General features: G+C 61.4%; 24 protein-coding genes and 1 tRNA gene. 9 read left to right on the forward strand and 16 right to left on the reverse strand.

Translation table 11 applies throughout. From position 1 onward, the window contains the following. Nucleotides 1–79 precede the first annotated feature (79 nt). Nucleotides 80–1,111: a DUF4192 domain-containing protein gene (locus HMPREF1531_RS00050; protein WP_036896844.1), complete on the reverse strand. Its 1,032-nt coding sequence runs from the start codon at nucleotides 1,109–1,111 to the stop codon at nucleotides 80–82. A 27-nt stretch (nucleotides 1,112–1,138) separates the two neighbouring features. On the opposite strand from HMPREF1531_RS00050, the gene HMPREF1531_RS00055 reads away from it, so the two are divergent. Further along, on the forward strand, nucleotides 1,139–1,843 hold the full coding sequence (locus tag HMPREF1531_RS00055; protein ID WP_016667835.1) for a hypothetical protein: 705 nt from the start codon (nucleotides 1,139–1,141) through the stop codon (nucleotides 1,841–1,843). A 60-nt stretch (nucleotides 1,844–1,903) separates the two neighbouring features. Here the strand turns inward: HMPREF1531_RS00055 and bluB are convergent, their stop codons facing one another. Further along, nucleotides 1,904–3,649 carry a 5,6-dimethylbenzimidazole synthase gene (gene bluB, locus HMPREF1531_RS00060; RefSeq protein WP_016667836.1) on the reverse strand — a complete coding sequence of 582 codons (1,746 nt, stop codon included), beginning with the start codon at nucleotides 3,647–3,649 and terminating at the stop codon, nucleotides 1,904–1,906. Between the two features lie 129 nt (nucleotides 3,650–3,778). On the opposite strand from bluB, the gene HMPREF1531_RS00065 reads away from it, so the two are divergent. After that, nucleotides 3,779–4,762 (forward strand): NAD-dependent epimerase/dehydratase family protein, encoded by a 984-nt coding sequence (locus tag HMPREF1531_RS00065; protein ID WP_016667837.1) that lies wholly within the window; start codon nucleotides 3,779–3,781, stop codon nucleotides 4,760–4,762. Beyond that, nucleotides 4,759–5,922 carry a glycosyltransferase gene (locus HMPREF1531_RS00070; RefSeq protein WP_016667838.1) on the forward strand — a complete coding sequence of 388 codons (1,164 nt, stop codon included), beginning with the start codon at nucleotides 4,759–4,761 and terminating at the stop codon, nucleotides 5,920–5,922. Before HMPREF1531_RS00065 ends, HMPREF1531_RS00070 begins: the two co-directional genes overlap by 4 nt. Nucleotides 5,923–5,924: 2 nt before the next feature. Here HMPREF1531_RS00070 and HMPREF1531_RS00075 read toward each other — a convergent pair whose 3' ends face one another. The 5 genes from HMPREF1531_RS00075 to HMPREF1531_RS00095 all read right to left on the reverse strand — a co-directional run bounded on the left by HMPREF1531_RS00075 (nucleotide 5,925) and on the right by HMPREF1531_RS00095 (nucleotide 10,859). Continuing rightward, the gene (locus HMPREF1531_RS00075) at nucleotides 5,925–7,187 is read right to left on the reverse strand and encodes a F390 synthetase-related protein (RefSeq protein WP_016667839.1); all 1,263 of its coding nucleotides are present in this window, start codon (nucleotides 7,185–7,187) and stop codon (nucleotides 5,925–5,927) included. Beyond that, nucleotides 7,184–8,062, reverse strand: a complete 879-nt coding sequence (locus tag HMPREF1531_RS00080; protein WP_016667840.1) for an MBL fold metallo-hydrolase — start codon at nucleotides 8,060–8,062, stop codon at nucleotides 7,184–7,186. Before HMPREF1531_RS00080 ends, HMPREF1531_RS00075 begins: the two co-directional genes overlap by 4 nt. Nucleotides 8,063–8,065: 3 nt before the next feature. Beyond that, nucleotides 8,066–9,052, reverse strand: a complete 987-nt coding sequence (locus HMPREF1531_RS00085; protein WP_016667841.1) for a 3-oxoacyl-[acyl-carrier-protein] synthase III C-terminal domain-containing protein — start codon at nucleotides 9,050–9,052, stop codon at nucleotides 8,066–8,068. 160 nt (nucleotides 9,053–9,212) lie between these two features. Further along, nucleotides 9,213–10,454, reverse strand: coding sequence for an MFS transporter (locus HMPREF1531_RS00090; RefSeq protein WP_016667842.1), 1,242 nt, complete (start codon nucleotides 10,452–10,454; stop codon nucleotides 9,213–9,215). A 36-nt stretch (nucleotides 10,455–10,490) separates the two neighbouring features. Further along, nucleotides 10,491–10,859, reverse strand: coding sequence for an ArsR/SmtB family transcription factor (locus HMPREF1531_RS00095; protein ID WP_016667843.1), 369 nt, complete (start codon nucleotides 10,857–10,859; stop codon nucleotides 10,491–10,493). A 980-nt stretch (nucleotides 10,860–11,839) separates the two neighbouring features. On the opposite strand from HMPREF1531_RS00095, the gene HMPREF1531_RS14000 reads away from it, so the two are divergent. Next, nucleotides 11,840–12,259, forward strand: a complete 420-nt coding sequence (locus tag HMPREF1531_RS14000) for a hypothetical protein (RefSeq protein WP_232210197.1) — start codon at nucleotides 11,840–11,842, stop codon at nucleotides 12,257–12,259. 671 nt (nucleotides 12,260–12,930) lie between these two features. Here the strand turns inward: HMPREF1531_RS14000 and HMPREF1531_RS13750 are convergent. After that, on the reverse strand, nucleotides 12,931–13,704 hold the full coding sequence (locus tag HMPREF1531_RS13750) for an ATP-binding protein (protein WP_016667848.1): 774 nt from the start codon (nucleotides 13,702–13,704) through the stop codon (nucleotides 12,931–12,933). A gap of 53 nt (nucleotides 13,705–13,757) precedes the next feature. Here HMPREF1531_RS13750 and HMPREF1531_RS13755 point away from each other — a divergent pair, with 53 nt between their 5' ends. Beyond that, the gene (locus HMPREF1531_RS13755; protein WP_198010950.1) at nucleotides 13,758–14,141 is read left to right on the forward strand and encodes a hypothetical protein; all 384 of its coding nucleotides are present in this window, start codon (nucleotides 13,758–13,760) and stop codon (nucleotides 14,139–14,141) included. Nucleotides 14,142–14,395: 254 nt separating this feature from the next. Here the strand turns inward: HMPREF1531_RS13755 and HMPREF1531_RS00105 are convergent, their stop codons facing one another. The 5 genes from HMPREF1531_RS00105 to HMPREF1531_RS00125 are packed head-to-tail and all read right to left on the reverse strand — an operon-like array spanning nucleotide 14,396 to nucleotide 20,612. Next, on the reverse strand, nucleotides 14,396–15,838 hold the full coding sequence (locus HMPREF1531_RS00105) for a hypothetical protein (protein ID WP_016667850.1): 1,443 nt from the start codon (nucleotides 15,836–15,838) through the stop codon (nucleotides 14,396–14,398). Next, complete coding sequence (locus HMPREF1531_RS12605) at nucleotides 15,835–16,623, reverse strand: TatD family hydrolase (RefSeq protein ID WP_016667851.1); 789 nt, start codon at nucleotides 16,621–16,623, stop codon at nucleotides 15,835–15,837. The genes HMPREF1531_RS00105 and HMPREF1531_RS12605 overlap by 4 nt, the downstream gene beginning before the upstream one ends. Then, nucleotides 16,623–17,921 (reverse strand): hypothetical protein, encoded by a 1,299-nt coding sequence (locus HMPREF1531_RS00115; protein ID WP_016667852.1) that lies wholly within the window; start codon nucleotides 17,919–17,921, stop codon nucleotides 16,623–16,625. The genes HMPREF1531_RS12605 and HMPREF1531_RS00115 overlap by 1 nt, the downstream gene beginning before the upstream one ends. Next, nucleotides 17,918–18,751 carry a hypothetical protein gene (locus HMPREF1531_RS00120; protein ID WP_016667853.1) on the reverse strand — a complete coding sequence of 278 codons (834 nt, stop codon included), beginning with the start codon at nucleotides 18,749–18,751 and terminating at the stop codon, nucleotides 17,918–17,920. Before HMPREF1531_RS00120 ends, HMPREF1531_RS00115 begins: the two co-directional genes overlap by 4 nt. Further along, nucleotides 18,741–20,612 carry a KAP family P-loop NTPase fold protein gene (locus tag HMPREF1531_RS00125; RefSeq protein ID WP_016667854.1) on the reverse strand — a complete coding sequence of 624 codons (1,872 nt, stop codon included), beginning with the start codon at nucleotides 20,610–20,612 and terminating at the stop codon, nucleotides 18,741–18,743. The genes HMPREF1531_RS00120 and HMPREF1531_RS00125 overlap by 11 nt, the downstream gene beginning before the upstream one ends. Before the next feature lie 608 nt (nucleotides 20,613–21,220). Between HMPREF1531_RS00125 and HMPREF1531_RS14235 the strand changes: the two genes are divergently transcribed. The 3 genes from HMPREF1531_RS14235 (at nucleotide 21,221) to HMPREF1531_RS00135 (ending at nucleotide 22,005) form a co-directional block, all read left to right on the forward strand. Beyond that, nucleotides 21,221–21,349, forward strand: coding sequence for a hypothetical protein (locus tag HMPREF1531_RS14235; protein ID WP_269593229.1), 129 nt, complete (start codon nucleotides 21,221–21,223; stop codon nucleotides 21,347–21,349). Between the two features lie 67 nt (nucleotides 21,350–21,416). Next, complete coding sequence (locus HMPREF1531_RS14240; protein WP_016667857.1) at nucleotides 21,417–21,542, forward strand: hypothetical protein; 126 nt, start codon at nucleotides 21,417–21,419, stop codon at nucleotides 21,540–21,542. Nucleotides 21,543–21,681: 139 nt separating this feature from the next. Next, nucleotides 21,682–22,005 (forward strand): DNA-processing protein DprA, encoded by a 324-nt coding sequence (locus HMPREF1531_RS00135; protein WP_232210198.1) that lies wholly within the window; start codon nucleotides 21,682–21,684, stop codon nucleotides 22,003–22,005. A 1,265-nt stretch (nucleotides 22,006–23,270) separates the two neighbouring features. On the opposite strand, the gene HMPREF1531_RS00145 is transcribed toward HMPREF1531_RS00135, so the two are convergent. Then, nucleotides 23,271–23,343 (reverse strand) — tRNA-Ala (locus HMPREF1531_RS00145). A gap of 100 nt (nucleotides 23,344–23,443) precedes the next feature. Between HMPREF1531_RS00145 and HMPREF1531_RS00150 the strand changes: the two genes are divergently transcribed. Continuing rightward, complete coding sequence (locus HMPREF1531_RS00150) at nucleotides 23,444–24,415, forward strand: cobalamin biosynthesis protein (protein WP_051123385.1); 972 nt, start codon at nucleotides 23,444–23,446, stop codon at nucleotides 24,413–24,415. On the opposite strand, the gene HMPREF1531_RS00155 is transcribed toward HMPREF1531_RS00150, so the two are convergent. Together HMPREF1531_RS00155 and rsfS are read right to left on the reverse strand one after the other, a co-directional pair. Then, the gene (locus HMPREF1531_RS00155) at nucleotides 24,378–25,010 is read right to left on the reverse strand and encodes a histidine phosphatase family protein (RefSeq protein ID WP_016667860.1); all 633 of its coding nucleotides are present in this window, start codon (nucleotides 25,008–25,010) and stop codon (nucleotides 24,378–24,380) included. The two genes, HMPREF1531_RS00150 and HMPREF1531_RS00155, sit on opposite strands and share 38 nt — an antisense overlap. Continuing rightward, nucleotides 25,007–25,405: a ribosome silencing factor gene (gene rsfS, locus HMPREF1531_RS00160; RefSeq protein ID WP_016667861.1), complete on the reverse strand. Its 399-nt coding sequence runs from the start codon at nucleotides 25,403–25,405 to the stop codon at nucleotides 25,007–25,009. Before rsfS ends, HMPREF1531_RS00155 begins: the two co-directional genes overlap by 4 nt. Nucleotides 25,406–25,425: the final 20 nt, after the last annotated feature.

Below are 25,425 nucleotides of genomic sequence, written 5' to 3' on the forward strand. Positions count from 1 at the left end.
CCGTGATCGGCCCCTCACCTTGATGGGCTCGGGACACATAGCAATCAGAGTCTAACCGTGGAGCATCCGTGACTCACACCTAGACAGATTCGTCGAGGTGATCAAGCACCTGGAACCAGAGCTGTGGCGGCAAGGCCAATGCGGTGGATTTCGCAAGCAATGCCAGCAGTCGGTCATTCGGTGCCAGTTCTTTGCCTCGTTCGAGACAGATCACCTGAAGAGCGCCCTCCCCCGCCACCCAACAGGCGATGCCGAGAACTGCGAGCACCGGCCCCTGATCAGCCACGGGCATAGCTCGAACGACCCGCTGCCACAAGGCGAGATTAGGCCATCTGCGCTCGTGGTCGAGCCTTTTCAGGGCGATGTCTCGGGTCACGGGTTGGTGCATCAGCACGCCCAGGAGGGTCAGGTCATCGTCGCTTAGGGTGTCCATGTCGACGGCTGCCCGGTCGAGGATCGCATCACAACAAATCGCACGATCAGCGGTCCCCATGGTCATCACCTCTTCGCGCGCACACTCAACCCTTTCACGTGCCCGACGCGCGGCCCATCCCTTGGGTGGTGCGATCCGTTCCCTGAGTGCCTCCCTGTCCGGTGCGACGACCATTCCTGCGATCACCGCCTCGGTGACCGCAGTGGAGTGCTCCGGAACGATGCAACGAGCGCGTTCCGGGTAACCGTGCTCCCAATGGCGTCCGGCATCCACCTGCTGACAGTTGATCACTCGTGACTCATCCAAAAGTTGCGTGACCTGGGCCAGTGCGGCCGAGACCCGCAGAAGATCGGAACCATAGCCGACAACCAGCCATCCCGCATCCGGGACCCGTCGATCGAGAAGTCCGAGGGTGCGAGCAAGATCAACCGGGTTGTCGGCCATGTCCAATGGGATGCGGGCGGTGAGTACCAACCGAAGCCGGACACAGGCCATCACGACGATGGAGTCCTCGGGTTGGAAGCCCAGCAGGTGGGGAACCATGCAGACGACATCGGCGGGCTCGGTAAGACGAACGCTGGGCTCCTGGGAGCAGTCAGGTTCCGGAGAAAAGGGGCTGCCATCGGTGTTCACGCCGGGATGATCGGCGGTCAGTGCGAAGTCGTTCAGGTTGTGCACATCCCTCGGGTTAGGCTGGAGCACATCATGAGCAACGAGTGGGGACGAGACAGCGGGCCGACCGACGACGTCTGGGGGGCATCGAACCAGGCATGGAGCCAGGTCGGGTCGGTGAGCAGGGACTGGACACTGCAACCCGCGCAGGTGGCATCGTCCACAGAGCCGGTTCCTGTAGCAACTCAAGTCGATGCCCAACCCGCCCCGGCGATGATCGAGGAATACCGCGTTTCTCGCCGCAAGGCACCAATCGTCATCGCGGTGGTCGTCGTGACAGCCGTGCTGGCCGGTCTGCTGTGGCTCTCCACCCGCACCGCGCAGGACACCGAGACCACCACTAGCAGCACACCGACCCCATCTAAGCCGACCTATACCCCGACCGCGCCCCTGCCGACGGGCGGGGAGTTCACCAATTCGATCAATTTCACCGCGTCCCAGGGCTCGGGGATCTTCGCCATCGAAGAATCCCGCTGGGAAGGCGGCACCCTGGTTGTGCGGGTGAACCTCAAGGTCAGCAGCGGCAGCTTGGAATACGGTTTCCTGTCCATGGATATGTCCAGCGGGGATGTCTCACTGCCCGACAAGACGCGGGGTGATCTCACCGAGGGAACCGTCGCTGCTGGGCAGGAGATATCCGGCACAGTGCGATTCACCAAGGCCCGGGCAGATACCCAGATCATCCTGTCGGATATGGATGCCCGTAACAATGTGACGATGCTTGCAGTGAAGGGCTGAGCCCGTAGGCCAGCCCTTCACACCTGCCAGTTATCTCGCCCAGTTCCGGTCGTGTGGCATTCAGGCGGTGCGTGCCGCCATTCGCCGGATCCGCAGCCCCTGGAGCAGCAGAGATGCAGCCATCGCCCCACCTACCCCTTCTCCTGCCCGCATCCGCAAGGCGAGCAGCGGTTCAAGACCCAGCACCCGCAGGATCTCGGCATGGGCGACCTCACGGCTACGCTGTCCGGCGATGAGAAATCCGTGCACCCCCGGTTCGGCGGTCTGCGCCAGCAAGGCACATATAGAGGTCGCATATCCGTCAAGGATGATTGGGGCACGGCGCCCGGCAGCCCCCAGCACGACGCCAGTCAGCACCGCGAATTCTGGCCCACCCAGTTGGCTAAGCAATCCGATGGGATCGTTCCGGTTGATCTCGGCACGTCCCAGCGCCCGGTTCACCACGCCGACCTTCTGATCAACCATGTCGTAGTCGGAGCCCGCCCCCAGTCCCACGGCCTGTTCCGGGTCGAGACCAATGAGTGCCGAAGCCAGACAGGCCGCCACCGTGGTGTTGCCGATCCCCACCTCACCGAGCACGACGAGTCCCCTGTCAGCTGCCCGTTCGCCAGTTTCTCGTCCGATATCCACCAGTCGAGAGGTTTCCTCCCGGGTAAGGGCATCCGTGTTCACCAGATCTCCTTGGGAACCATCAATGCAGCGGGCATTGATGGCCCCGGGGATGAGCCCTCCGGCAACACCCGCATCGACCACCTCGGCGTCAAGACCCGCACCGTTGGCGGAGAGCACCCCGTAGCTGGTTCCCGCGACGGATGCGGTCATCACATCCCGGGTGACGTGCTGCGCGAAGGCGGAGACCCCGTGAGCGAAGACCGGGTGATCAGCGCCCACCAGCACCAAACGCCCAGAGTCAATTGAGCTGCCCCCAGCCGCCACGATGCGGTCCAGGCAGCGATCCAGCACCCCAAGTGAGCCTGCGGGTGACAGCAGTTCGTCGGCGTCGTCAGTGGCTGAGACGACCTGGGCTTGACCGGGCGCTCGCAGATGATTCAGGGGCTGTGCGGGCGCGGCCTCCCGCGGCCATCTGTCATGCAGGATGACCTCGTCCAAGGGCAGCCGCTTCGACCATGCAAGACGCTGCAGACCGGGCTCCGGGGGCAGTTCATCGGGCCAACCCAGGCACAGCCAGCCCAAGGTCTCCACGCCCTCGGGCAGCCCCAGCAGATCATGCAGTTCCCCGGGATCGAAGAGAGTTACCCATCCCATGCCCAGACCATGGGCACGAGCGGTGAGCCACATGTTCTCGATCGCGCAAGCACATGACCACATGTCGGCGCCGGTGAACGATGCCCGTCCTAGCACTCCCAGGGCTGGGGTGCGGCGATCACAGGCCACCACGATGCCCAAAGGTGCTTCACGCAGCCCTTCGAGCTTAAGATCCAGCAGTCGTTGACCCCGGTCATCGGTCATCGCCGTGGCCTGGGTGATACGTTGCGCGTCGGCCATCACGGCCGCTGCCTCCCGGGCCTGATCATCGCTGACGATGATGAACCGCCACGGTTGGGAATGACCGACAGAGGGACCCTTATGGCCTGATTCGATGACCAGCCGTACCAGTTCTTCGGGAACAGGTTCGGGGCGGAATCTACGGATGTCGCGCCGGGCCGAGATGATCTCGTCGAGAGTCTGGATGGCCTGGGCATCGAAGGCCCACGAATCAGGAGCAGCCGATCTTTCACTCGCCGAGCTCGCGTCGCCAATGAGTGGGCGCGGACGAGGGTAGATCGTGTTGTCGGGTTCAGTCATGCCCGAAGGTTACAATCCTGGCCTCCTACACCGGTCAGTGGGGTCATCGAGACGTCATTACCACTGCCCTTCTGCTTGCCCATCCGGCTGCTTCGCGACCTCAATTTCCTATTGACCTAGGCTCGTGCCATGCACCTGCTGATCACCGGAACCAATGGCTTCATCGGCTGTGCTCTCGTACGGGCCGCCCATCGACGCGGGTGGCAGGTCACCGGGGTAGGCCGCCAGGAATCCGCAAATCCCGTGTGGGACACCGTGGATTCCCGCCCGGATGACTACATCCGGGCGGACCTCACCAAGCGATTTCAACTGAATACCCACCCCGATGCCGTCATCCACGACGCGGGGCTGGCTTCACCATGGGCCCATCCAGACAGTTTTCTGGCCGCGAATGTTGGCACAACGGTGCGGATGATGGAGTGGGCGCGAGCGCACGGCAAGCTGCCCTTTCACTTCATCTCTTCGAGTTCGGTCTTCTACCGCAACACCGACCAGCTTGGTCTCACCGAGAACTCCCCGATCCCCCCGGACGACGAGCAGATCAACATCTATTCACGCTCCAAGGCGAAGGCCGAACGTCTGGTGCGCCGTTATCCCGGTTCTTGGACGATTCTGCGGCCCAGGGCGGTGTTCGGACCCGGTGACCCTGTTCTGCTGCCGCGGATCGCCGATGCCGCGCAGGCCGGGCGGCTACCCTTATTCACCAGACCGGGCAGAGCTCCGGTGATCTGCGATCTCACTCCCGTCGATGTCGTTGCGGAATACGTTATTCGGGCGGTGGAAACTGGGGCCACTGGGACATTCAATCTGACCAATGGCACTCCCGTGGAGTTGCAGGAGTTCCTACTCGGTTTGTTGCGACGCATGGGACTGCCCACCCCGACCCGGCGGCTACCGGTCGGGGTGGCAATGTCTCTGGCCAAGAGCGCGGAAATCGTCTCGGCACGCTGGCGCGACTACCGGGAGCCATTGATCACCCGCTACGGGGTCTCAATGTTTGCTTGGTCGAAGACCTTCGATGTATCCCATACCCGTTCTGTTCTGGGTGAACCGTTACTGAGCATTGAGCAGAGCATCGACCAACTCGTCGAATGGTACCGGGAGAAAGCATGAAGAGATTGTCGTCGACGTTGTCCGCCATCGCGATCGGTGGCGCCATTGTGCATGCCTCAACAACCTTGGTTCGGGCGCGCCTGGCAGATCAGGCACTTGCCCGCCGGGCACCCGATGCCTCGGAATCCGGCAGGATCACCATCGTGCAGCCCATCCTGTCCGGTGATCCGGCGCTGAGCGCTACGCTGACCGAGAATTTGCGCAATGCTCCGGCCGATGTCAGTTTCTGTTGGCTGGTCGACACCGATGACGCCGAGGGACTGCGGATCACCCGCGAGTTGAGCAGCGACGACGCTCGGGTGAAGGTCGTAGTCTGCGCACCTTGGAACGGGCAGGGGAATCCGAAGGTGGCCAAACTCGTGACCGGGCTGCAGCACTGTGCCGAATTGGTGTGTGTGCTGGACGACGACACGGTGTTGCCCCCCGGTTTGCTGAATGAAGCAAGGCGCTGGTTGACTACCGGCGATCTTGTATGCGGGAACCCCGTCTACCGAGCCCGGCCGGGCGTATGGTCACGGCTGGTCGCCGCATGGGTGAACGGGTCCTCGTTGATCACCCATCTGCCGATTGCCGAGCTAGTTGCCCCACCCACCATCAACGGCATGTGGTATCTCCTGCGGCGCAGCGATCTCGAAGCTGTAGGCGGGTTCGAGATGATCGCCGAGAAGCTGTGCGACGACTATGAGATCGCCAAACTGTACCGGGACAACGGATTCCGCATCGTGCAGTCGCCGCTGGTGCACCCGGTAACCACAACGATCACCGGGGCTAGTCATTATCTGTCGCTCATGCGGCGCTGGATGCTGTTCACCCGTCGGCTACTCGCCAAGGAAGCACCACCCGGGATCATGGGGTTAGTGGTGGTTCCGGCCTTTCTGCCGCTGGTCTGCCTCACCGCAGCGCTCGCTTCCCGTCGCCCGATGGGTGTAGTGATCGTGATCGCCGAGTTGGGCTTCAAGTCGCTGGTTCTGGCAAGGCTGCGGAAGCGTTCTGGTGTCAGTGAGTTCACCGGACCGGTTCACCCCGGCGATACTGTGTTGGAAGCAGTAGCCGATCTCTCGCAACCGCTGCACCTGCTCACCTCATTGTGGCACGGTGATCGAGTGCGCTGGCGTTCGCGCGACCTGGCCCTGCACACCGATCGGGTGAGCGGACACTGAGTTCAATCGGCGACCTGGACCCGACGGCGTTTGATAGCCAGTGGCTCAACGACGAAGTCGGTACGCACAGTGTCTGGGCAGCACAGGCCCTGACGCTCGCAGAGTTCCCGCAACGCCCTATCGGCCGATTTCCATGCGGTGTGCGGGGTTACCGCCAGTTCGATCACTCCATGACGGTGGACCAGCCGGAAGTCATCGACCCCGGGAGCACCGAGGATGGCGTTGCGGATGAAGTCGGCGAATAGGATAGTTGGGATTCCCTGGGCGTTGGGGAGCCGCAGCATGTCGTCGGCGCGCCCTTCAATGGCATCGATCTGGGTCAGCGGTGATTCGCAGGCGCAAGGTTTCTCTGCGGCGACCAGCACGTCGCCCATCCGGTAGCGGATGATGGCCTGGGAGACCCTGGTGAAGTCGGTGATAACCGGGATGAATCGTCTCGGCTCACCTCCAACTGGTTCGCGTTCCACGTGCACCAAGTCGTCGTTGAGATGCAAGGTGCCTTGTGGGCATGAGATGCCAAGAAACCCTTCGGTGGCCTGATAGATCTGGCCAATGGTCACTTGGAAGGTGGCATGGAGTCGGTCCCGCAGTTGATCATCGAGCACATCGGCGACCGAATAGATGGTGCGCGGGCGCAGGCTCAACTCGCCACGGCGAACCGCGCGTTCGTAGATGTCGAGGGCTGCGGGTGGCGCTGCAAGAATTGTGGGACCGAAATCCTGGAGCTGGCGTTGCTGGGTGGAGACACCAGCAAGTAAATCGATGAACCGGAAAGCGATGCCCGGCATCGACACCGAATCGTAGAGCGGGCCTCCTGCCCGCAACACCATGGCGACCCGCTGCCGCCCACCCAATGGGCGGGGTAGCGCACGACCGATCATCGCCGCAGCCCAGTGTGCTCTTTCCATCCTGGATGTGAGGAAAACTCCTTGCCGACCGCTGGTTCCGGAGGACAGGCCGACGGAAAGACCGGCGACTTTTCCGGAGAAGGAGCGGTCTGCTTCTGCTCTGCGACCCACGGCCCGCGCCTGTTCGAGAGTGACCCCTGCAATATTGAGACCGGCGAAGTTCTCCAGCCAAGTGGCTTTATCCATAATCGGAAAATCATCCAGGCAGTCGCCGCTGATGCCGCGGTAGAAGCGGTAGCGTTTCGGGGCGCGGCGCAGAGTCTCGGCCAGTCGCGCCTGGCGCCAGTACTCCAACTGTTCCCGGTCGGTGAATCGTCCCCACCGGGATCGCCACAGGGTACCGAGAGGATTGGTCATGACCACCTCAGAGCCTTGCTGGCTCGCATGACCGATTCCCCGGCGTGCGAGGGGATGATCGTTGCCGACGGCCGTCGCCGGGCGAACTCGTCCAGTTTGTGCCAGGTGTCGAGGTAGCGGCTACGTTCGCGCATCAGGTGGCTGACCGGTGGAACCGGAGGCCGGCCGCCTGGGATGGGGGCCCACGATGCGTCGCCGACGAGCAGCATCGGTGCGGTGGGGCGCCCTTCAGCTCCGGTAGGAATGGGCAGCCACAGTCCAATGTGCCCGTCATCGTGGCCGGGCAGCGGGATGATGATGGCGGATCGGTCGCCAAAGACATCCCAGCCACCACCGAACAGTTCTCCGAGAACACCGAGCTCGCTGGCCGGAACCCGCTCGAGATCGGTGCAGGCGATGGCCCGGGAGTCCAGATCGACTGGCAGTAGTTGCGGAAAATGGGAGTGACAGGTCTGAGCCAAGGTCGCTCGTCGTCCTGGTCGGAAACCAGGCACTGGGGTCTGGTCAGTGCCGTGAATGATGCGAGCGTCTGGCAGCTCGCCGAGCCCTCCGATGTGGTCGGCGTGGAAGTGGGAGATGATCACCGTTTCCACCGATGAAGGATCGATCTCGCGGTGGCGCAGTTGGGCTCCGATAGCCTCGCCGGGTTGCAGGTGAATCGGTAGCAGGCGCTGGTATGCGGCCTCCGGCCAGCGGCCGAGGAGTTCGCGGGAGCGAGCCGAGTAGCCGGTGTCAAACAGGACGATCTGGTCGCGGTGTCGCAGCAGGGCGACGGTGGCCGGGAAGTTGACCATTCCGCGGCCAACTCTGGCGAACCGCCCCCACTGTCTGGTGTGGCCGCAGATGAGCAGTTCAACGCCGATAGATTCCCCCATTGTTCAAAACCTCACCAGTGCTGCACCGACGGCCAACCCCGCTCCGGTTCCCAGTAGCAGCGCCAATTGGCCGCGGATCAGGCGCCCAGTGCTGATCGCGTGGTGCAGCGTAGTGGGCAGTGATGCAGCAACCTGGTTGCCGTGGTCAGCGAGGATGTCGACGATCTTGCCGGGGTCGAGGCCAAGTTTGGTGCGGGCGATGGCGAGTCCGGCGGCACTGGCTTGGTGCGGGACGACGATGTCGAGGTCTTCCCGGGTGCAGCCCGCGGTTTCCAGGAAGTCGTCGAGAAAGTCTGGGACCGCGCGCACCGATGCCTTAAGGGCTCCAATGGAGTCCATCCGGAAAAAGTAATCACGTTCCGATGCGGGCGGATTGATGAGGTTCCACCTGGTGCCGCCAGCCCTGATCTCACACAGGTGAGCTCCTTGGGGAAAGGTGTCGATGCGGATGTGGGTGATCTCGGATTCGCCTTCAGACGGGCCGAGGATGATGGCCGCGGCGCCGTCTCCGAACAATGCCCCAGTTTCCACTTCGTCATGGCACAGGCCGATGGATGCGATCTCGGTGGACACGATCGCTACATGCCGCCATCGTCCAAGGTGGATCTGTGCCGCCGCTGATTCCATGGCGGCCAAGGATGACAAACATGATGCATTCACGTCGAAAGCAATGACCCGTTCCACACCCATGCGTTGGGTGAGCAGCACGGCCGTCGATGGCATCGGTTGTTCTGGCATCGCCGAAGCACAGATCACCGCATCCAGATCGCCGATGGTGAGCCCAGCCGTGCCTAGGGCCTGGATCAGTGCGGCAGCGCCCAGTTCCGAAGCCGTCTCGCCGACTGCCCAGGCGCGCTCCGTGACCCCCGATCTGGATTGGCTGAGTCCGGGCATCCTGTGGTGCATCTCGTCGAGTTCGGTAGATGTGACGATGTTGTCGGGACGAACGGCACCAGTGGCCAGTATGCGAACACGCAGCGCGGAAACCATGGTTGGACGGTAGCAGTGCCGGGCACCAGGATGGCGACACTGGCAAGCGCGACTGCACCACCGACAGGGGCAGTGATCTGGTTATGTCTTGCACCCAGCCACCCATGCAGGGGCCGAGAAAGCCAAGACGGATACTTGCGATGCTTGAGGCCCCGCGCGGTCAGCCATGCGATGGTACTGCGAGGTGGTGCCTGGTGAGGCCAGCATTGTTGCACCAAGACGGAAGCACAAAAGCCATGCCGAGGATGCTGATTCCGGCGAGCACAAGCGCAATGGCCGGCAACCCGATGACAGCTCCCAGAGCTCCACTGAGCGGATAAGTGATGAGGAAGCATGCATGCGAAAGGGAGAACTGCGCCGCGAACACCGCCGACCGGTTCCCATCGTCGCTGTTACGGCGTAGCAGGCGGGATGATGGCGTGAGAATGGCCGAGGTCGCGGCTCCCAGCAATGCCCAGATCACCAGCAGCGCGGTCCATTGCGGGGCACCACTCATCCAGCCGATGGCTCCGGCCGCGACGACCAGCAGGATGAGAAGAGCGATACCGCCGACGAACATCACCCGCCGGTCGGGGAGCGATTCGAGGAGTTTCGGCATCCCGAGCGCGACGAGCATTGACCCACCGCCGTAGGTACCCAGTAGCAGGGCGACGTCAGATTGCGGGCGTCCAAGATCGTTTTGGACGAGAACGACGGTATTCACAATCACCATCGCGGTTGCGGTCGCGACCACGAGGTGCAATCCCAACAGCCCGCGCAAATCGGAACTCGCCCAGAACACACGTGCGCCGCGAGTGAGACGATCGAAGAATCTGGCCGGGGCGGGCGGGTCGATGTACGGGAACCGGGATGCGATCACCAACGCAGCGGATGCGAGGAACCCGAGCGCGGTGCCGACGAAGAGGTTGTGATAGCTGATGACCGTCAGCAGAACAGTTGCGAGCATCGGGCTCACGAGCGACTCAAGATCGTAGGCCAGACGCGACAGCGACAGAGCACGGGTGTATTCACCTTCGTCGGGCAGCACCGACACGATGACAGCCTGGAACATCGGTGTGAAAGTCGCGGATGCGGATTGAAGCAAGAAGATCAGGGCATAGATCTGCCATACCTCGGTCACGAACGGCAGCAAAATCGCGGCAGCGGCCCGAAGGAGATCTGCGCCGATGAGTACCGGCTTGCGGGGCAGGCGGGCGACCAGTGCGGTGGTGATCGGCGACATCACGACGTAGGCAATCATCTTGATCGTCATCGCCAGGCCCATCACGATCCCGGCGTCGCTACCCGCGACTTCGAAAGCGAGGAGCCCGAGCACGATGGTGAGCAGGCCGGTACCGAGTAAGGCGATGATCTGCGCGCTGAACAGTTTCGCGTAGGTCGGGTTCCGGAGAATGGCGAGCATGAGGGGACCTAACGATCGTGGGAAACAGGCATCGGGCTACTGCTGCTGGGGCGCGTGATGGTGGGGCGGGATCTGCCCATTCGCGATGGCGTGCTCCGCCTGCTTGATCGCCTCAATGACGAGCGTGACGGCATGCTCGTCGGTAAGCCGGTAAAGCACGCTCGTACCCTCGTGGCGGGTCGTGACCATCCGGGCCATTCGCAACCGCGCCAGATGCTGTGAAACCCCTGAGGGCTTCTTCCCGACGATCTCCGCGAGGGCGTTCACCGGCAGTTCATCGGCCTGTCGCAGCGCGAGCACGATCCTGATCCGCGTCGGATCGGACAACAACCCGAGCACCTCAGCAGCCAGGGAGACGTACTCCGGCGACGGCTCAGCTCCGTCAACCTCCTTATATGCATCCATACGCAGATATTAACACTAAGATTCGTTCCGAATGCTGCCGCTGCGGTGCACCCTGCCGACGTCACTACACCCGGTGAGCTGCAGCCTGCCATCTTCCCTAACCGGAACAGGAATAACCCGCCTGAACCGCTTGGGAAGCACCAGCGTTTTCTGCCTGCTGCACCGATGCGATCCTTTTGACCCGTTCAACAGCGAACGAAACGTAACACCAGCTTTGGACCAGATCGCTGCCCTGCTCGGCGACCTGACCTGCGCACCGAAGGAACGAAGATGCCCCATCACGGACGGGGCATATGCTTTCGAACTTCTCAACCTACGTGGACCTAGCGGGAGGCTTGTCGAAACTTGCCCCGCCGGTGATCCAGATGGTGCAGCGCATCGGATCGTCCGCAGCCGACAACGCCAAGCGCACAGTAGGTGCCCCGAGTATCCGAAGAACTACTTGCACCGGGACGGAACCGCCTACCGCTCAGGCCGGTCTCGCAAGCAGTGGCCAGGCAGGTCGGCATCGGGCACCAGCACCTGTCGCGCCTACTGCGTGAGCGCGGCGTCGTGCTCCGCAATCAAGTCCCCTTCTATGGCCGAGATCCGACTGCTGGGCATCATGTACGAGCAAGGAGCATCGCTCGATCGGGTGGAACAGAGGTGAGGTACGCGGCGAGGACCGTCCGAGAGCACTTGCTTCGCGTCGGCTTCTCCATAAGAGTGACTCCCGGAGCGAAGACACCTCACCCGCGATGAGTCACCCGACGCGTCTGGTACCGACTTGGATTCACGAGCTGCCGTGGGTCTCTAGAAACCATAGAGATGTTGACGCGCGTCGAACTCTGCTGGTACTCCTTCGAGAAGATTCTCGACATGTGAACGAATAGCCACGTCGTCCAGACATCCAATCCCGTCTCTAGCTGCCCCCTGTTCTGACCATCTCCTTCGGGAGCCACGATCAACTCGGCATCACCAAGCACAGGAACGTTCGCATTGTGAGTACTCGCGATGATCTGACGCTTACCTTTCAGACTTCGAAGGTTGGTGACGATGCCGTCATAGACGAACCGTTTGTCGAGATCATCCTCGGGTTGATCGATCACGAGCGGAGCGTTCGTCGATGCGCCGAGCAGGAGAAGGAGCAAGGCGGTCGCGCGCTGCCCCTTCAACAGATCAGCCATCTTCGTGAACTCACGCGTGCCTGTTCCTGCCCGCACATCCAGCTGCACCTCCACAGCTTACCCAACCGATTGCTCCTCGAGCTGGCGAAAAGAGGCTCACCGGCCTCAAGCAGAGCTCGCACCTGCGCGCCGGTGATCGAGAACTGTGCGCTCAGTTCCGACTTTCCGTATCGCGCCGCCTGCACGAAGGCGCGCGTTGAGAAGTTCTCCTGGTCGATAGCAGCCATGATGTGATTGCGGTGGCTGGAGATGGGCTGCTCGATCAACGACTTGATGTGCTTCCGATCCGACGTGGGGACCGGTTTCACGATCACGACTCCGCCGGTCACGGCGTTCGCGGCACGAATCGCCTCGGCCAGCTCTCGTGCCCTGTCGTTCTCGTGGTCTACGGAGCTCCTGCAGCGGGGTGTCCCGCTTGGTTTGCAGGCTCTGAAGGCTTTTGGCAATGCCGACGCGGCGAAGCTCCTTGAGTTTCAATGTCTCCAGCGCTCTAGTCGCGTCGAGGTACTTATTGGGCTCCAATCCCTCCTTCTCAAGCTTGCGAAGAACCTCATTGTGCTCGTCGCGCTGCTCGCGAACTGCGTCCGACCATTCGGTCTTCGCTGTCTCGATCTCTGAGGATGCTACTTCGAGCACCACGCGGGCCTCAGCCGCAAGTCTCTTAAGTTACGGTCAATGCATCCTGCGCGCTCCTGAGATAGTCAAATCTGGGTGAGTCATCGATATTCTCGAACGCTGCCTCCAGCTTCGTGATCAGCTGAGGGTCCGTGAGGGCCGTCAACGATTCCTGAGCCGTGGTCACACGCGCCGTTGCCTCGGTGAACACCGCTTCGTCCTGGGTGAGTCGCGTTACCTCCTTGAGCCGAGTTGACACGTCCGTGTCGTTATAGCGCCGCACCTGCTCCTCAAGTCGGGGAATGTCCGTTAGCTCTTCTTTGAGCTGAGTTTGCTCCTAATTCTGCACGAGTCAGCTTTTCTCGGTTCAACTTGAGCTTGTCCAAAGTGTCGATGCGCTCGGTAGTCAGCTCGCCATTCCCTTGAAATCGCTGCAGCATGCTCGCGATCTTCGAGCTGTCGTTCTTCAGTTCGGCAAGCTCGTGCTGTCCGAAGATCTCCACGTTTGCGACGACGTCGATCGGTCGGAGGTTAGTGGCAGTACCGCTCTCGTCTTTTACTGCCGGAGGATTGTTGACGGAGCGTTCGATGGTGAATGTGCGCACGGACGGCGAAGTGGTCTCGACAAGCAGCTTCACAACAGTACCTGACTTGAACACGCTGCTCACGATGCCGTCATGGTCTCGTTTCGCCTCTGCGCCAATCGGAGTGAGGCCCAGCACGAATCGGAGACTCTCGATGGCCGTCGACTTCCCAGTTCCTCGTCCTCCGATGAGTGTCGTTAGATCTGTAGAAAGCGGGATCGTCACACCGTCCAGAAAGCCGCCAACCCATAAAATCTCTTTCAGGGTGGGGCGCGCTTGGATCGCGGGATCTTCCAACGAGACTCGGGTCTCAGGAGTTCGGACGGCGAGCTTGCGGCTGTCCACGGAAAGGCGGCTGCCCTTGAACCAGCAGCTTGCGCCCTGGCTCTGGAACGCGGCGGGCTCCGTCACGTCGTCGGCATGGATCACGGCAAGCGGGTGAGCCCTATCGCAGGGCTTGGTGCCGTTGAGGATCACCACCTGGTCGGTGCCATCTTGTTGGCTCGGCGTGATGCCGAGTCATGAAAGTCGGGGTGCTTAATCTTGGTGACAAGTGGCTGTCCAGCGCGGCCGGTCAGGAGGCCGCTGTTCGGGACCTTGACGTGGGCAGGAATCACGAGCACGCCCTGCACGGTCATCTTCTCAAGGATGTCAGTGAACGACGCGCCGGTTGTTCCATTGACGCAGCCAGGTGCAACATCGCACATCCCAATCGCAGCGTTAATCGTCGCTGCGCTGGTGCCTGCCTCGAAGATCACGAGGATATGGATGCCCTCGCTGGAGTTCGCTTCGAAGCCGGGAAGGGCAACGATGTCCCGATTGGCTGCATCATGGATGAGCTAAAGTGCCGAATCAACCTTCCAGTGATCCGTGACCGCGAACAACTCGATACCCTGCGCCTTGCACTCGTCGAGTAGCGCCGTGTTGTAGTCAGCCTCAGCACTGTACCTGGCCGACGGCGCGTTCTTCCCTTGGTACTCGTAGGGGGTTCACCTGGAGTGCAGCCCGCACCCATCGTGCTCCCGACCCTGCCTTGTCGTTCATCTCATCTCCCAATCCTTTTCAGAGCTGAGGGCCTTCATCGCCCACGCCCGCGTTTACGTCTCTATCTCTGGCGGTAGGCACCAGCCGATCAGTCGGCTGCACGCAGTATGAATTCTTCGCCATGACCTCAGCGATCCTCCTTCCTGGCTGCGCGTTCTTGCGCGCTACAGGGAACGCCAAGCAGCCGGAGAGCTTCAGATCGTACCGCCCGCTCGAGGATGTCGGCTACGATCACGAGATGCTGTGGTTCGAATGATTCTGAGCCGTGCGACAGAGCATTACGGGCTCTCGTGAGGGCGGACTGAAGCGTAAGGGTTACCTTGCCGGTGTCCTTCTGCCTCACGGCCTTGATTAGTTCAGTAGTTTCAAGCTCTTTCGAGACCACGTCTGGCAGTCGCCGCAGCAGATCGGCAAGCGCCGAGTCAAGACCCTGCTGAGCCTCCCGACGGAGATTCTTGTTGACGAATTTGAAATCGGCCTTCCCGAGAAGCTCTTGGGCACGCGCCAGTACGTCCTTCCGCTTGGCGCTGTACTTCTCATTATCGACCTGATGCTTGGCACGATTCTCGAAGCCGTACGAACCCTCCAGCGCCTGTAGTAGAAGCAGGAACCGCGAGCGGGGATGCCGGTCGGTAGCGTTCACCATCGCGCCATAGGTCTCAAAGAGGGGGTGCCTGTCGTCAATCTTTTGCCGCCAGGCACGCAGTAGGTCGAGCAGGCTTAGGTTGTCGCTCGCAAGGTTGACCGCCGAACGGATCTCCTCGACGGCAGCGCAGTTTGAGTTGACGGGCAGGTGCGTAATATCCCAGCCGAACACCTGATCACGGCACGGGCGCGGAGCGGCGCTATCGACCGCCGCAAGAAGGTACCGAACCTCACATGGAGCACCCGTCATGAGTGAGATAAGTTGGCGGAGCGGGCGCACCCACTCAAACCACCAATCGACAATCGCCAATGGCTGGTCTGAACTGAGGTGCAGGACGGGGCAAAAGACCATCCGGAACTCATATCTGCCAAACGGGTAAACTCTGTATTCGTAGTTGAAAGTCATCGACTGACCATCCCCACTCCAGGTGAATCTTGCGTCATTGTTAACGGTGACTTCGTAGATTGGCTCGTCATCGGCATTCTTCGGCATTTTGACGCACGAGATTGGGACGGCCCCCACGACCGATTCCAGTCCCTCCATCTGGAGCTCAATAGCGGCGTATTTCCGATGCTCCGAGGTACCAAATGGGTCACGCGACAGGGCCGCGAAGGCACCCATGGCTCGACCGCTTTCTGGGAGGCAGCTGAGTTCACCGTTCATCAGGGCAACGTAGGCACCGCTTGAGAGCCGACCCGTGAAGACGTTGAAGCTGTGACACTGTGGGAACGTAGCAACTCCGTCCACCCACTTGATTGGTAGGTCACCGTGCAGAATCCCAGTAGGGTACTTCCCCTGCTCAACAGTCAGGAATCCCGGAATCTCCAGGTGGCCACCCTTACGATTGGGTACCTGCCATGTGCAAGGGTACTCGCCGGTATTAAACGGAAGCCTGACTACTGGGGTGTCCTTGGCTGGCTTCATCGTGGCGCTCCGTTCGCACGCGCAAAAGCGAGCATTCGTCGAACAGCAGTCGGGAAAAGGCCCTCAACTTTCATCTCGTCGACAAGACGGGCTAGATTCGTCCAGATTTGCCCGCGGACAGCTCGGACGTCAACGCTGTAGATCTTCGCCAGGGCCTGTTCAACGTCGTCGACGGAACCTGGCTGTCTTGGCGTAGTGGATGTGCGGTCACCGGAGGGATGGTCGGTCTCAGTGAGAATCCGCTCAAGCGGGATCAGCGAGACATCGCCCGGGTACTTCATGCCTGCGGCGTTGACCGAGAACCAACAACCGAGTTCAATTGCCTTCAACGTCTCGGTCTTGCTGCCACGCCACCAGTGGAGCACGGCACCCTGAATCGGCGTACGCTCCAGCGCGTCAAGGATGCGGTCCGATGCTCCCGAACTATGGATAGAAGCAATACGCGACGTAGCCTGAAGCGCACCAAGCACCGATGTGAACACCTTCTTCTGATCAACAATGGGCACCTTTGAGCGTCCATCCAGTCCGATCTCACTCACGAAGCCCGTCGACGCGAGTAGCGAGGTAAACCTCTCAGCATTGAAACCCTGCTGCGCCTGCACCACTCCTGGATGGCAGCCAACGCCCCAGATCGTGACCTGATCACGACGAGCCATGACGGACTCGTATTCTTCCAATGACCGGGTCGCTGCGAACACAACCGCGCCGAGTCGCTCAAGGTCGGCCGGGCGGGTCTTCGGGTCGATATGCGCATGCAGATCGAGCGGGGGAAGTTGGGGTGCCATCAGAAAAGTCCCCGCAGTTCATCGACACCGCGCTGAGACAGTGCACGCGCATCCTGAGCAGGGTAACCCTCCGGCAGCGACATTGCCATCACGTCGCGTTGACGGATGCCCCGGTCAACGAAATCGCGGAGCGGCTCAACGATCGACTTCTGCCGGACGAATGTGTAATACCTACCGTTTGCATCATCGGAAAGATAGATAGTTGCATCTGGAATGCCAGCGGCGTTGAATGCTGCTCGACGAACAAGGCAGCCGAAGCAGACACCGCAAGAAGAGCCAGCCGACGCGCGGCTATAACGCGCGTCGGTGTGCGAGCAGGAGTTTGTACTGCTTAGGTAACTTGAGGCAGCATCCACGCCGACTACATCTGCCACACGGCGGAACATCTCACCCTTCGTGAGAGTCTCGAAGGGGTTCTCGATGAGGCCATGGCCACCCACGCTCTGCATCAGTGCAGACAACTCACGCAGGAAGCGGGGATGGGTAGTGTGCGTTGACAGTGCACCGCGCCGGTCGGGGCCAAGTGGCGGGTTCAGCGAGGCGAATCCGTTTTCGGGAATCCAAAGCGTTGAACCAGCACGCTCAGCGACGGCAAGACCAAGTGCAAGGAAGAGTAGCGAGCGCGAGCGGGTCGACGTCTCACTTCGGAACGATGAGCCGTCAAGACGTTTTGATAGGCGATGAAGATGGAACTGATGATGCACCTGGCGGATGCCAGGAACCAATTCCTTAATTGCTCTGACGATGCGTTGCTGCACCGGGGAGATTACGGTTGAGCTGTACTGAGAGACCAACGACTGAGAGTGATCCCCGCTCAGCTCGGATGCGGACAACAACGCGCCAGCGGCAGAGTCGGCACCTCCGCTTAAAAGCACCGTCCGGTCGTGGTGCTGCCCCTCGATCGGCAAGTCGACCCCCACAGAGACGGGAGCCTGTGCAAAGCTGAATACCCAGTGGTCACCCGACAAAAAACCGACTATGCGGGCCAACTGCTCGGCGTGCGTAGTCCATATGCCTATATCGTCTACCTCCACCGTGAGATCGAAGTCTCGGGCATTCCAGTTGGATCCCCAGGCCTTGCGATACACTGATCGATCGGCAGCCAGCACAGCAAGGGCGATACGGACGAGGTCAACATTGCGTGGATGCACCGCGCCAAGAATCGCAAGGTACGGATCGACGCCACCGGAAAAGTTAGTGCGGCCGTTACGGGTCCAGAGGAAGACCTCGTCAAAGCTACCGTTCTGCAAGGCGTTATCAGCGGTGGTCTCAGAGAGGGTAAGCAACAACCGGCTCATGACGTGACTCCGAAGATCTGCCCGATATCCCGGATGCCATTCTCGATTGCCTGCGCCATCTGCTGCTCGGTTGCGCCACCTGGGTTCAGGGTTGCTTGCGCCGCGTATTCTGCCGCGACGTCACGGATCTGACGCTCCAGGTGGCGGCGCATCTCAAAGCTGACATCCCTGGCGTAGATCGTCGCTGACACCTCGGTCAGCGCGGTCTCCGCAATCATCGTTTCGATCGATTTCCTGACGACGTCCTCTGGTGTTGGCGAATGATCCTCCGGCTGCTCCAGGATCCACTCAACGACGGTCGCGACAATATCGCGTTCCTCGGCATCCGCAAGTGTGCTGTCGGCCTGGGTCTCAAAGGCAGTCTCGACGATCTTGAGCCCGACGGCGACGGGATCGCCAAGCGACTGCAGTTCGTCGTAGTTGAGGCCAGCCTCGCGCAGGGCCTCCCGGTTGCCGGACGAATAAGCAAGTGCCAATATTCCGGCCCGCCCAGCTGCTCGTGATACCCGACCAACAGAGCGGGTGACGCCGCCCGACGGACGACCGCCCCCTCCACCTCGGGAACCGCCACCAGCACCGCCATGGCCGTCGCTATGCCCACCGCGCGAATTGATTAGGACGCGAAGCGCGGGCACGAGGTCTACTCGCGGCTGCCCCGGAGTTCCGGGGCGCGGCTTATCAGAAGGGCGCTCGGCTCCATCCGCGCTCTCTGAGTCGGTGCCGTCAGTGACTTCTGGCCTGTCCCCGGCATCAAGCCATGCCGCAATGTTATCGCGGAGATCACCTGCGTCCTTACCGCTGCTGCCGCTAAATGAGTTGCTAGTTCCCATTGCCGTTCCATGCATTCTCGACAATGCCCACGGACGTCTGAAGCTGCTGATCGTCAGAACCAGCTCGCCAGGCATCAAGCACAGGACGATAGACTTCCTGATCCAGCGGTCGAAGCTTGATGATCGTCGCTGGTGTGACGTGGGCTACAGGAAGCCCCTTCAATGCCGCCACTACGCTGGGCTGGGTAGTGGGCTGCTGCTCTGCAAAGCGGAGCAGACTTTCGACGGTGAATTTTTGCAGGCTCGGTTGGTCGCGGGTACGGCGTCCGAGATGGTCGACCAGGATCTGTGCGTCCCGTTCCGGCAGCAGTTTCAGTGTTTCGTCGGTGACGCCTGCACGATCGAGCTTGAGGCTTGAGGTCAGCGCGACTGCGAGGTCACGGAGACGCTCGGGCAGGCCGGTGTCAATGACCTCGATCTTGGCGAACGAGGCTGCGAGGTAGAGGTATCCCGAGATGGCTGAAGCGTCGAGTGCGGGCGGGAGTTTCGCCCAGCGGCGAAGGGTGTCACTGAAATCACGAGCCGATTCTGGCTCCGACCCACCGGCGACAGGCTTCTTGTTGACGCTGTCCTCCTTGGAGGTCTCATCCTCAGGAGTCTCGGACACCGGTTTCTCAGCATTTTCAGCACGACCATTCGCAGCAGCGTTGAGGTCGTCAAGCTTGTCGCGTAGCTGATTCGACGCGAGCCAACCGAGCACGGTTTCAAAATCATCGGTGAGGATTCGCTCCAGCACCATGAGCTTGGCAACCTGATCTGGCTCCAGCTCGAATCCGCGACGCTGAGCAACAGCCTGGCGTACGTTCAGGTCGTTGAGGAACCGTTTGATACGGCGCGGATTGCCGTGGAACTTCTCGTAGAGGATTGGCGTCAGACGCATGGCCGTGATGAGGTGCCTTGCCAGCGCGCTGTCCTTAACCTCCAGGTCATCCAGGCTACCGCCACCAATACGCAGTTCATCGCATCTGGCGATGAAGGCCGCATATGCGGCCTCATCACCATCCAACTCGGCCTTCGCGAGCAAGAGGAAAAGGTACGCCTCCGTGTCGAATCTGCTCAGGGCAGGAAGCGGGATGGTCGTCTGAACGATCTTGTGCAAGTAAAGCTTAGCGGGATCCTCCCCATTCTTCGGGACCTCCGTCTTAAGCTTCTGCTGGATGGCTTCGGCCACTCGATCCTCATCGGCCGCAATAACGAAAGACATGCCCTTGGCCGAAAGGAACAGCCGAATCGCCTCAAGCGACTCGACCACGGTGTCAGGGAGACAACGGTCGAGATCGTCGACGAGCACCACCACACGCGACAGGTGGGCAAGCGCGGGGTCTGACAACAGTTTCTCGAAATCTTCGCGGAAGGCGACCATGCCTTTCTCGCTGGCGAGGCTATCGGGCTCGTCACTGACGAGACCAAAGACATCGTCAATGTTCGGCAGCTGCATGGTGATAGCGGTCTTCGCGGCTATCTTGACCGCCTTCGACCAGTTCACCTTGCGGACAAGCCTCTTGAAGGCGTTGAGGCCAGCTTTACCAACCGAGTCTTCCTTGTTGAACTCCTTACTGAGTGCTCCTAGCACCTCGGCGATGAGGCTCTCCTTCGGACCAACCCCCGGATCGTAGAGCCACGGTTGCGTCGGAATCACGAGCACCCTGCGGTCACTGGCCTCGGAGCGCTCCGTGATCTCCGATTTGATCAACTCGAGCACACTGGTTTTACCGCTACCCCAGGCGCCAGAGAGACCGATCGCCACTGGGTCGAGGCCATCGTCGAAAATGGCGTCCGCGGCAGTCTCAGCTACTGCACGGAACGCCAGTAGATCCTGGGTGGCTGGTTCGTCTGACCAGAGCGGATAGGAAGGAGTCACAACATGCCCCCATCTCCGGCACCGACTGCTCTGCTGATAAGCAGTCGGGATTCAGCCCCGACGATGGACTCGTCCACGTCGTCGAACTCTAGAAGATCCAATCCTCTGAGGAGGCCAAACCACAGTCGGAATCGGGGACGTGCACCCATCGTCTACCTCGTTTCGTCTACCTCGTTCTCGGGCTATAACACAGCTACGCGAACTTGCCCAGTGCTAGAGGTTCATGTCGGTTCCAGTATCCCGCGCAAGTGACCGAGACGGGGGTCAACACGACCTATCGCGAAGGTCAGGTTGCCATCATTGGCTCACAGCTTCCGTGCTGCATGCCACTGACCTATCTGGGTGGTCCACCGTCGGGTGCGGTAGTCGACCTAGTGGCTCTGGCTGGGGCGGTTCTTCGTGATCCCTTGCCACCAGTAACGAGGAGAGGATTGTACTCATGTTCCGCCTGATCTGGCTCACCAGCATCCACACGCGTGACTTTCTGCGTCGGCACACGCCGACCAGCTTTGTGCTGGACTTGATCCGCACGCGTCACGGGCTGAAGTAGAACGCCCCGGCGCTGCTGCTGGCTGTCCCACACCTAACTATGTAGCGAACTTTTGACTGTGCTCGTCGAGGATGGGGCTCCGGTGCGGCTGCACCTGCTCATGCTGCTGTGCGTTTGGAACGCGCTGAAGTTCGTGGCGATGATGCCGGTCAGCGTCGCGCTGCTGATGAGTGCCCGCGCGGCTTAGTGGCGAAGCCATCGAACTTTGTGTCATTCGCCCATTGCACCTACCTGACCGATACCGGAGTCCTGTGATGTCCGCTATCGCCGACCTTGCTAGCGACGAACGTCGCGCACGTGTTCTGCTGTCGCTGCTGGCCGAGCCCGACGATGCGACAGCTGGTCGTCTGCCCAGCTATGTGGCGCTGTCGAAACGCTAAAATTGCGCGGCAATGACGCCGCAGTGCTGAAGCTGAACCGGGTGGATTCGCAGGCGTGGTGCGACGTCGTTCTTGGCGCGGCCGATGAACAGTTTGGTGACTGTGATGGATTCTCGTGCGGCCTCTGCGTATGGAGAGCATGTCTCGGGCGAGTCGACTGACTGTGCTCGCTGGTGGAGTGGACTGCCCCTATCTAAGCGGCAACCATGACTTGCTGAAATGGATAGGCGATGTGGGCTCGCTGGTCAGCGAGTTTACTCCCGGATCGGTGCCGACGCGGCATCGGTTCCTGGCCTGCTCCCGTGCGTTGGAGGCAATGTCTGACCCAATAGAGGTCGTTGAAGCGGGCGCACTACGGGTGACAGCCGAAGCCCACCAGCTCGGATGCCAGGTCAAGGCGGCGCTAAGGCCGATAACCAGCGCAACCAGCCACGGCCCACACGAACTGCTCCGCACCGGCTAAGCGCACATGGTCACCTCCGCCATCGATATAGAACTACTCACCACCGACCGGACTACACATCGTGCAGAGTTGTTGGCCAAGTTCTCACGGCCCACGTGGCCAGCGGATGGAGCACCCGAACGATATCTGTAATACAGATGGCGGGTTGTGGGGTCTCGCGTCATCCTCTAGAAGGTGCGAGATCCCTCTTTAGTACCCATCAATTGAGGCTGTCCGAAGTGCCGCTTCGGCCCGAGCGCGGTCGATCTTCTGAGGCCGCACCCTCGGCTTGTGCACCAAGCGGAGCCGGGTCGGTGATCTGGTAACGGTCACGGTAGGCGGCCTCGATTCGGGCACGCCGTCGCCACTGCTGTCGATCCCTTCCGATCACAGCCCGAGGGTTCCGTGATGCCTCCACGGACTCGGCAGAGGTGGATCGGTAGTCGGAGAAATGCGGAAGCGAATACAGGGCTTCCGACGAGGGCGGCCTCGGGCGTGGCGGTCGTGGATGCTGATGTCCGCGAGGAGGTGGATGGTCGAGAGAGAGCATGCATCGCGCCTCGATGTGGGGCGGGTGGGGATGCCAGTGTTCACGATGTCTCTCTGCCGGGTGGCCGACACGGCCACTACCCGACCACTCCGGGTGTGGTCCAGCGGTCGTGGCAGGCCACCCGCGCAGGAGTGGTTTTGCGGGGACGGCGGTTACATCGTCATCCCGCCCTCATGTACCCTTCGGTTGGCGGCAGTCCGGCAGGGGCTGCGGCCGGGATTGATAGCGACGTTGCGGGACTTCCTCGATCCCGACCCGCCCGCAGTGCATCGTGGCGTGGCTCGGGTCGAAACCTCTGTAGACCTGTCGCGGTTGGCAGCATGAGTCGCTGGTTTGGATGAAGGCGAGCAAAATCGGGGTTGTTCAGGCGGCCTGCACCTACAACGGCACCCACGAACCCCTCGTCGACGCCGAGATACGGCTACGCTTCCAAAACCAACCTCGACGCCGATAACGCCCGCGGAGAACGGCCCCAGAAGTACGACCACTACATCAAAGGCACCCTGTACTGCGCCTGTGGCGCCAAGCTCATGATCAAACGCATTAAATTCGTCCTTGCCTGCTGCACCGATGCGATCCTTTTGACCTACTCAAGAGCGAACGAAACGTAACACCATCTTTGGACCAGATCGCTGCCCTGCTCGGCGACCTCACGTGCGCCGGGCCTCAGCAGCACCACAGGAACAAAAAATGCCCCGTCACCAGACGGGGCAAGCTTTGATGTGCTCATCCTATGTGGAGCTAAGGGGATTCGAACCCCTGACCTCTTCCATGCCATGGAAGCGCGCTACCAACTGCGCCATAGCCCCTTTCCAGTTGCCGCCCCATGAGGCGACTCACCGAAGGCTAGTACACCTTGCAGCGGATGACAAACCGGCCCGTCATCTGCCGCACACTAGCATTGGCACTATGTCACATGGCATCGGTATCTGGCTCGGCACAGTGCTCGACCACCTGCTGGGTGATCCCATCCGCCACCATCCGGTGGCCTGGTTCGGCACCTGGGCGATGCACCTGGAGAGGCACACCTACCGCGACGATGTCGTCTCCGGAGCCAAACACACCGTGTTGGCGCTGGCTCCCGTCGCCCTGCTCGGCATCGGCGCGGAAATCGCGACCAGGAGACACCCGCTCGCGCACACCATCGTGACGGGAGCCGCCGTGTGGGCCTGCCTGGGCAGTCGCTCACTGTCTCGTGAGGGCGTCGCGATGGCCGATGAACTGGACGCTGCGGATATCACAGCAGCCAGGGACCGGCTGACCCACCTGTGTTCCCGCGACCCTTCCGAGCTCAATGCCCCCGAACTGGCCCGGGGCGCCACTGAGTCGCTCGCAGAAAACACCTCCGACGCAGTCGTCTGTTCCCTGTTTTGGACTGCGGTGGCAGGCATCCCCGGGGTATTGGTGCACCGCGGGGTGAACACCCTCGACGCGATGATCGGCTACCGCAATGAACGCTACGAGCGCTTCGGTAAATTCGCGGCCCGCCTCGATGACGTCATGGCCTGGATACCGGCCCGGCTCGCCGGGGCTATCAGTTGTGCCGTGGCCCCGATGGTCGGCGGCGATCCCATCGCCGCATGGCACACGATGACCCGCGACGCAAACAACCATCCCTCCCCCAATGGCGGGTGGACCGAGGCCGCCTGGGCGGGAGCTCTCGGCACCCATCTGGGCGGCAGCTCGATGTACCACGGGGTTACCGAGTACCGGCCACTGCTCGGTGACCCCGGCACTCCGGAACCCACCACCGTGACCATCCGGCACGCTGCCCGGATGGTCACCGCAGTCAGTCTGGCGAGCACCGCAGCAGCAGGGCTCGCTGCAGGCAGCATCCGGCTGCTCAGAAGAACAGCGAAGCATCACCCTGGTTCCAGGTGAGCAGCTTCCATTCGCCATTGCTGCGGTGCACAAGCATCGTCCACGCACAGTTGACCATGCCCGCCAGCCCGAAGGCCGTGCGATTGTCCCAGCCAAGCAGCCCAGCCACGGTCATCCGGATCACCAGTCCATGACTAACGACCAGCACCGTGCCGCCCGGATGTGCGCTGGCAATCTCGGTGACGGCCTGCGCCATCCGTGCCCCAGCCTCGGTCGCGGTCTCCCCTGTCGGCGAGCGGCGGAAATCATCGCCCGCAGCCAGTTTCTCCGCCATCCACGGGTTGGCGGCACCAACCTCATCAATGTTTTCCCCCGACCAGGTGCCAACATTGATCTCGGCGAGACGCTCATCGCGATGCACGTCGAATCCACGCGGATCGGCGAAGGTATGCGCAGTCACCAGGGCCCGGCGCAGCGGTGAGGAATACACCGCGTCGATCCGGAAACTGCCCAGCCTCTCGGCTGCGGCCACTGCCTGGGCGCGACCAATGTCGTTGAGCTCAATGTCGGCTTGGCCCTGGAACCGGGACTGGGCGTTCCAGTCGGTCAACCCGTGACGCCACAGAATGATCCGCGTCCGGGCGCTGGGGTTCATTGCTCACCCGGAATCTCGGTCGATGTCTCGACGCCGGTGATCTCCAAGCCGATGCGCGGACTATCCTTCCACAACCGCTCCAGCGCATACAGCTCGCGCTCCTCATCGCGCTGCACATGCACGACGACATCGACATAGTCGAGCAGCACCCAGCGGTTCTCCCGGTCACCCTCGCGGCGGGTGGGACGCAGCCCCATCTCGGCGATCAGCTTCTCCTCAATGGCGTCGACAATGGCACCGACTAGGCGCTCGTTGTTCGCCGAGACCACCAGGAACACATCGGTGATCGCCAGATTCTCCGACACGTCGAGGGCAACGACATCAGTGCCCTTCTTATCGCTGGCGGTCTGCCCGGCCAACCGGGCAATCGCCAATGCCTCATCGGTAGCGGTCACTGGTTATCCTCACCTCGAAG

It is taken from the genome of Propionibacterium sp. oral taxon 192 str. F0372 (assembly GCF_000413315.1).
Lineage (GTDB): Bacteria > Actinomycetota > Actinomycetes > Propionibacteriales > Propionibacteriaceae > Brooklawnia.

Excerpts from the sequence above, each read along its gene's own strand:
- HMPREF1531_RS00055 (WP_016667835.1), top strand. The coding sequence starts at position 1,139 with ATGAGCAACGAGTGGGGACGAGACAGCGGGCCGACCGACGACGTCTGG.
- HMPREF1531_RS00070 (WP_016667838.1), top strand. The coding sequence starts at position 4,759 with ATGAAGAGATTGTCGTCGACGTTGTCCGCCATCGCGATCGGTGGCGCC.
- HMPREF1531_RS14240 (WP_016667857.1), top strand. The coding sequence starts at position 21,417 with ATGTCCGCTATCGCCGACCTTGCTAGCGACGAACGTCGCGCACGTGTT.
- HMPREF1531_RS00080 (WP_016667840.1), bottom strand. The coding sequence starts at position 8,062 with ATGGGGGAATCTATCGGCGTTGAACTGCTCATCTGCGGCCACACCAGA.
- HMPREF1531_RS00090 (WP_016667842.1), bottom strand. The coding sequence starts at position 10,454 with ATGCTCGCCATTCTCCGGAACCCGACCTACGCGAAACTGTTCAGCGCG.
- HMPREF1531_RS00120 (WP_016667853.1), bottom strand. The coding sequence starts at position 18,751 with ATGGGAACTAGCAACTCATTTAGCGGCAGCAGCGGTAAGGACGCAGGT.
- HMPREF1531_RS00150 (WP_051123385.1), top strand. The coding sequence starts at position 23,444 with ATGTCACATGGCATCGGTATCTGGCTCGGCACAGTGCTCGACCACCTG.
- HMPREF1531_RS00095 (WP_016667843.1), bottom strand. The coding sequence starts at position 10,859 with ATGGATGCATATAAGGAGGTTGACGGAGCTGAGCCGTCGCCGGAGTAC.
- HMPREF1531_RS00115 (WP_016667852.1), bottom strand. The coding sequence starts at position 17,921 with ATGAGCCGGTTGTTGCTTACCCTCTCTGAGACCACCGCTGATAACGCC.
- HMPREF1531_RS00075 (WP_016667839.1), bottom strand. The coding sequence starts at position 7,187 with ATGACCAATCCTCTCGGTACCCTGTGGCGATCCCGGTGGGGACGATTC.
- bluB (WP_016667836.1), bottom strand. The coding sequence starts at position 3,649 with ATGACTGAACCCGACAACACGATCTACCCTCGTCCGCGCCCACTCATT.
- HMPREF1531_RS12605 (WP_016667851.1), bottom strand. The coding sequence starts at position 16,623 with ATGGCACCCCAACTTCCCCCGCTCGATCTGCATGCGCATATCGACCCG.
- HMPREF1531_RS00135 (WP_232210198.1), top strand. The coding sequence starts at position 21,682 with ATGTCTCGGGCGAGTCGACTGACTGTGCTCGCTGGTGGAGTGGACTGC.
- HMPREF1531_RS00105 (WP_016667850.1), bottom strand. The coding sequence starts at position 15,838 with ATGAAGCCAGCCAAGGACACCCCAGTAGTCAGGCTTCCGTTTAATACC.
- HMPREF1531_RS00085 (WP_016667841.1), bottom strand. The coding sequence starts at position 9,052 with ATGGTTTCCGCGCTGCGTGTTCGCATACTGGCCACTGGTGCCGTTCGT.
- HMPREF1531_RS00155 (WP_016667860.1), bottom strand. The coding sequence starts at position 25,010 with ATGAACCCCAGCGCCCGGACGCGGATCATTCTGTGGCGTCACGGGTTG.
- HMPREF1531_RS00065 (WP_016667837.1), top strand. The coding sequence starts at position 3,779 with ATGCACCTGCTGATCACCGGAACCAATGGCTTCATCGGCTGTGCTCTC.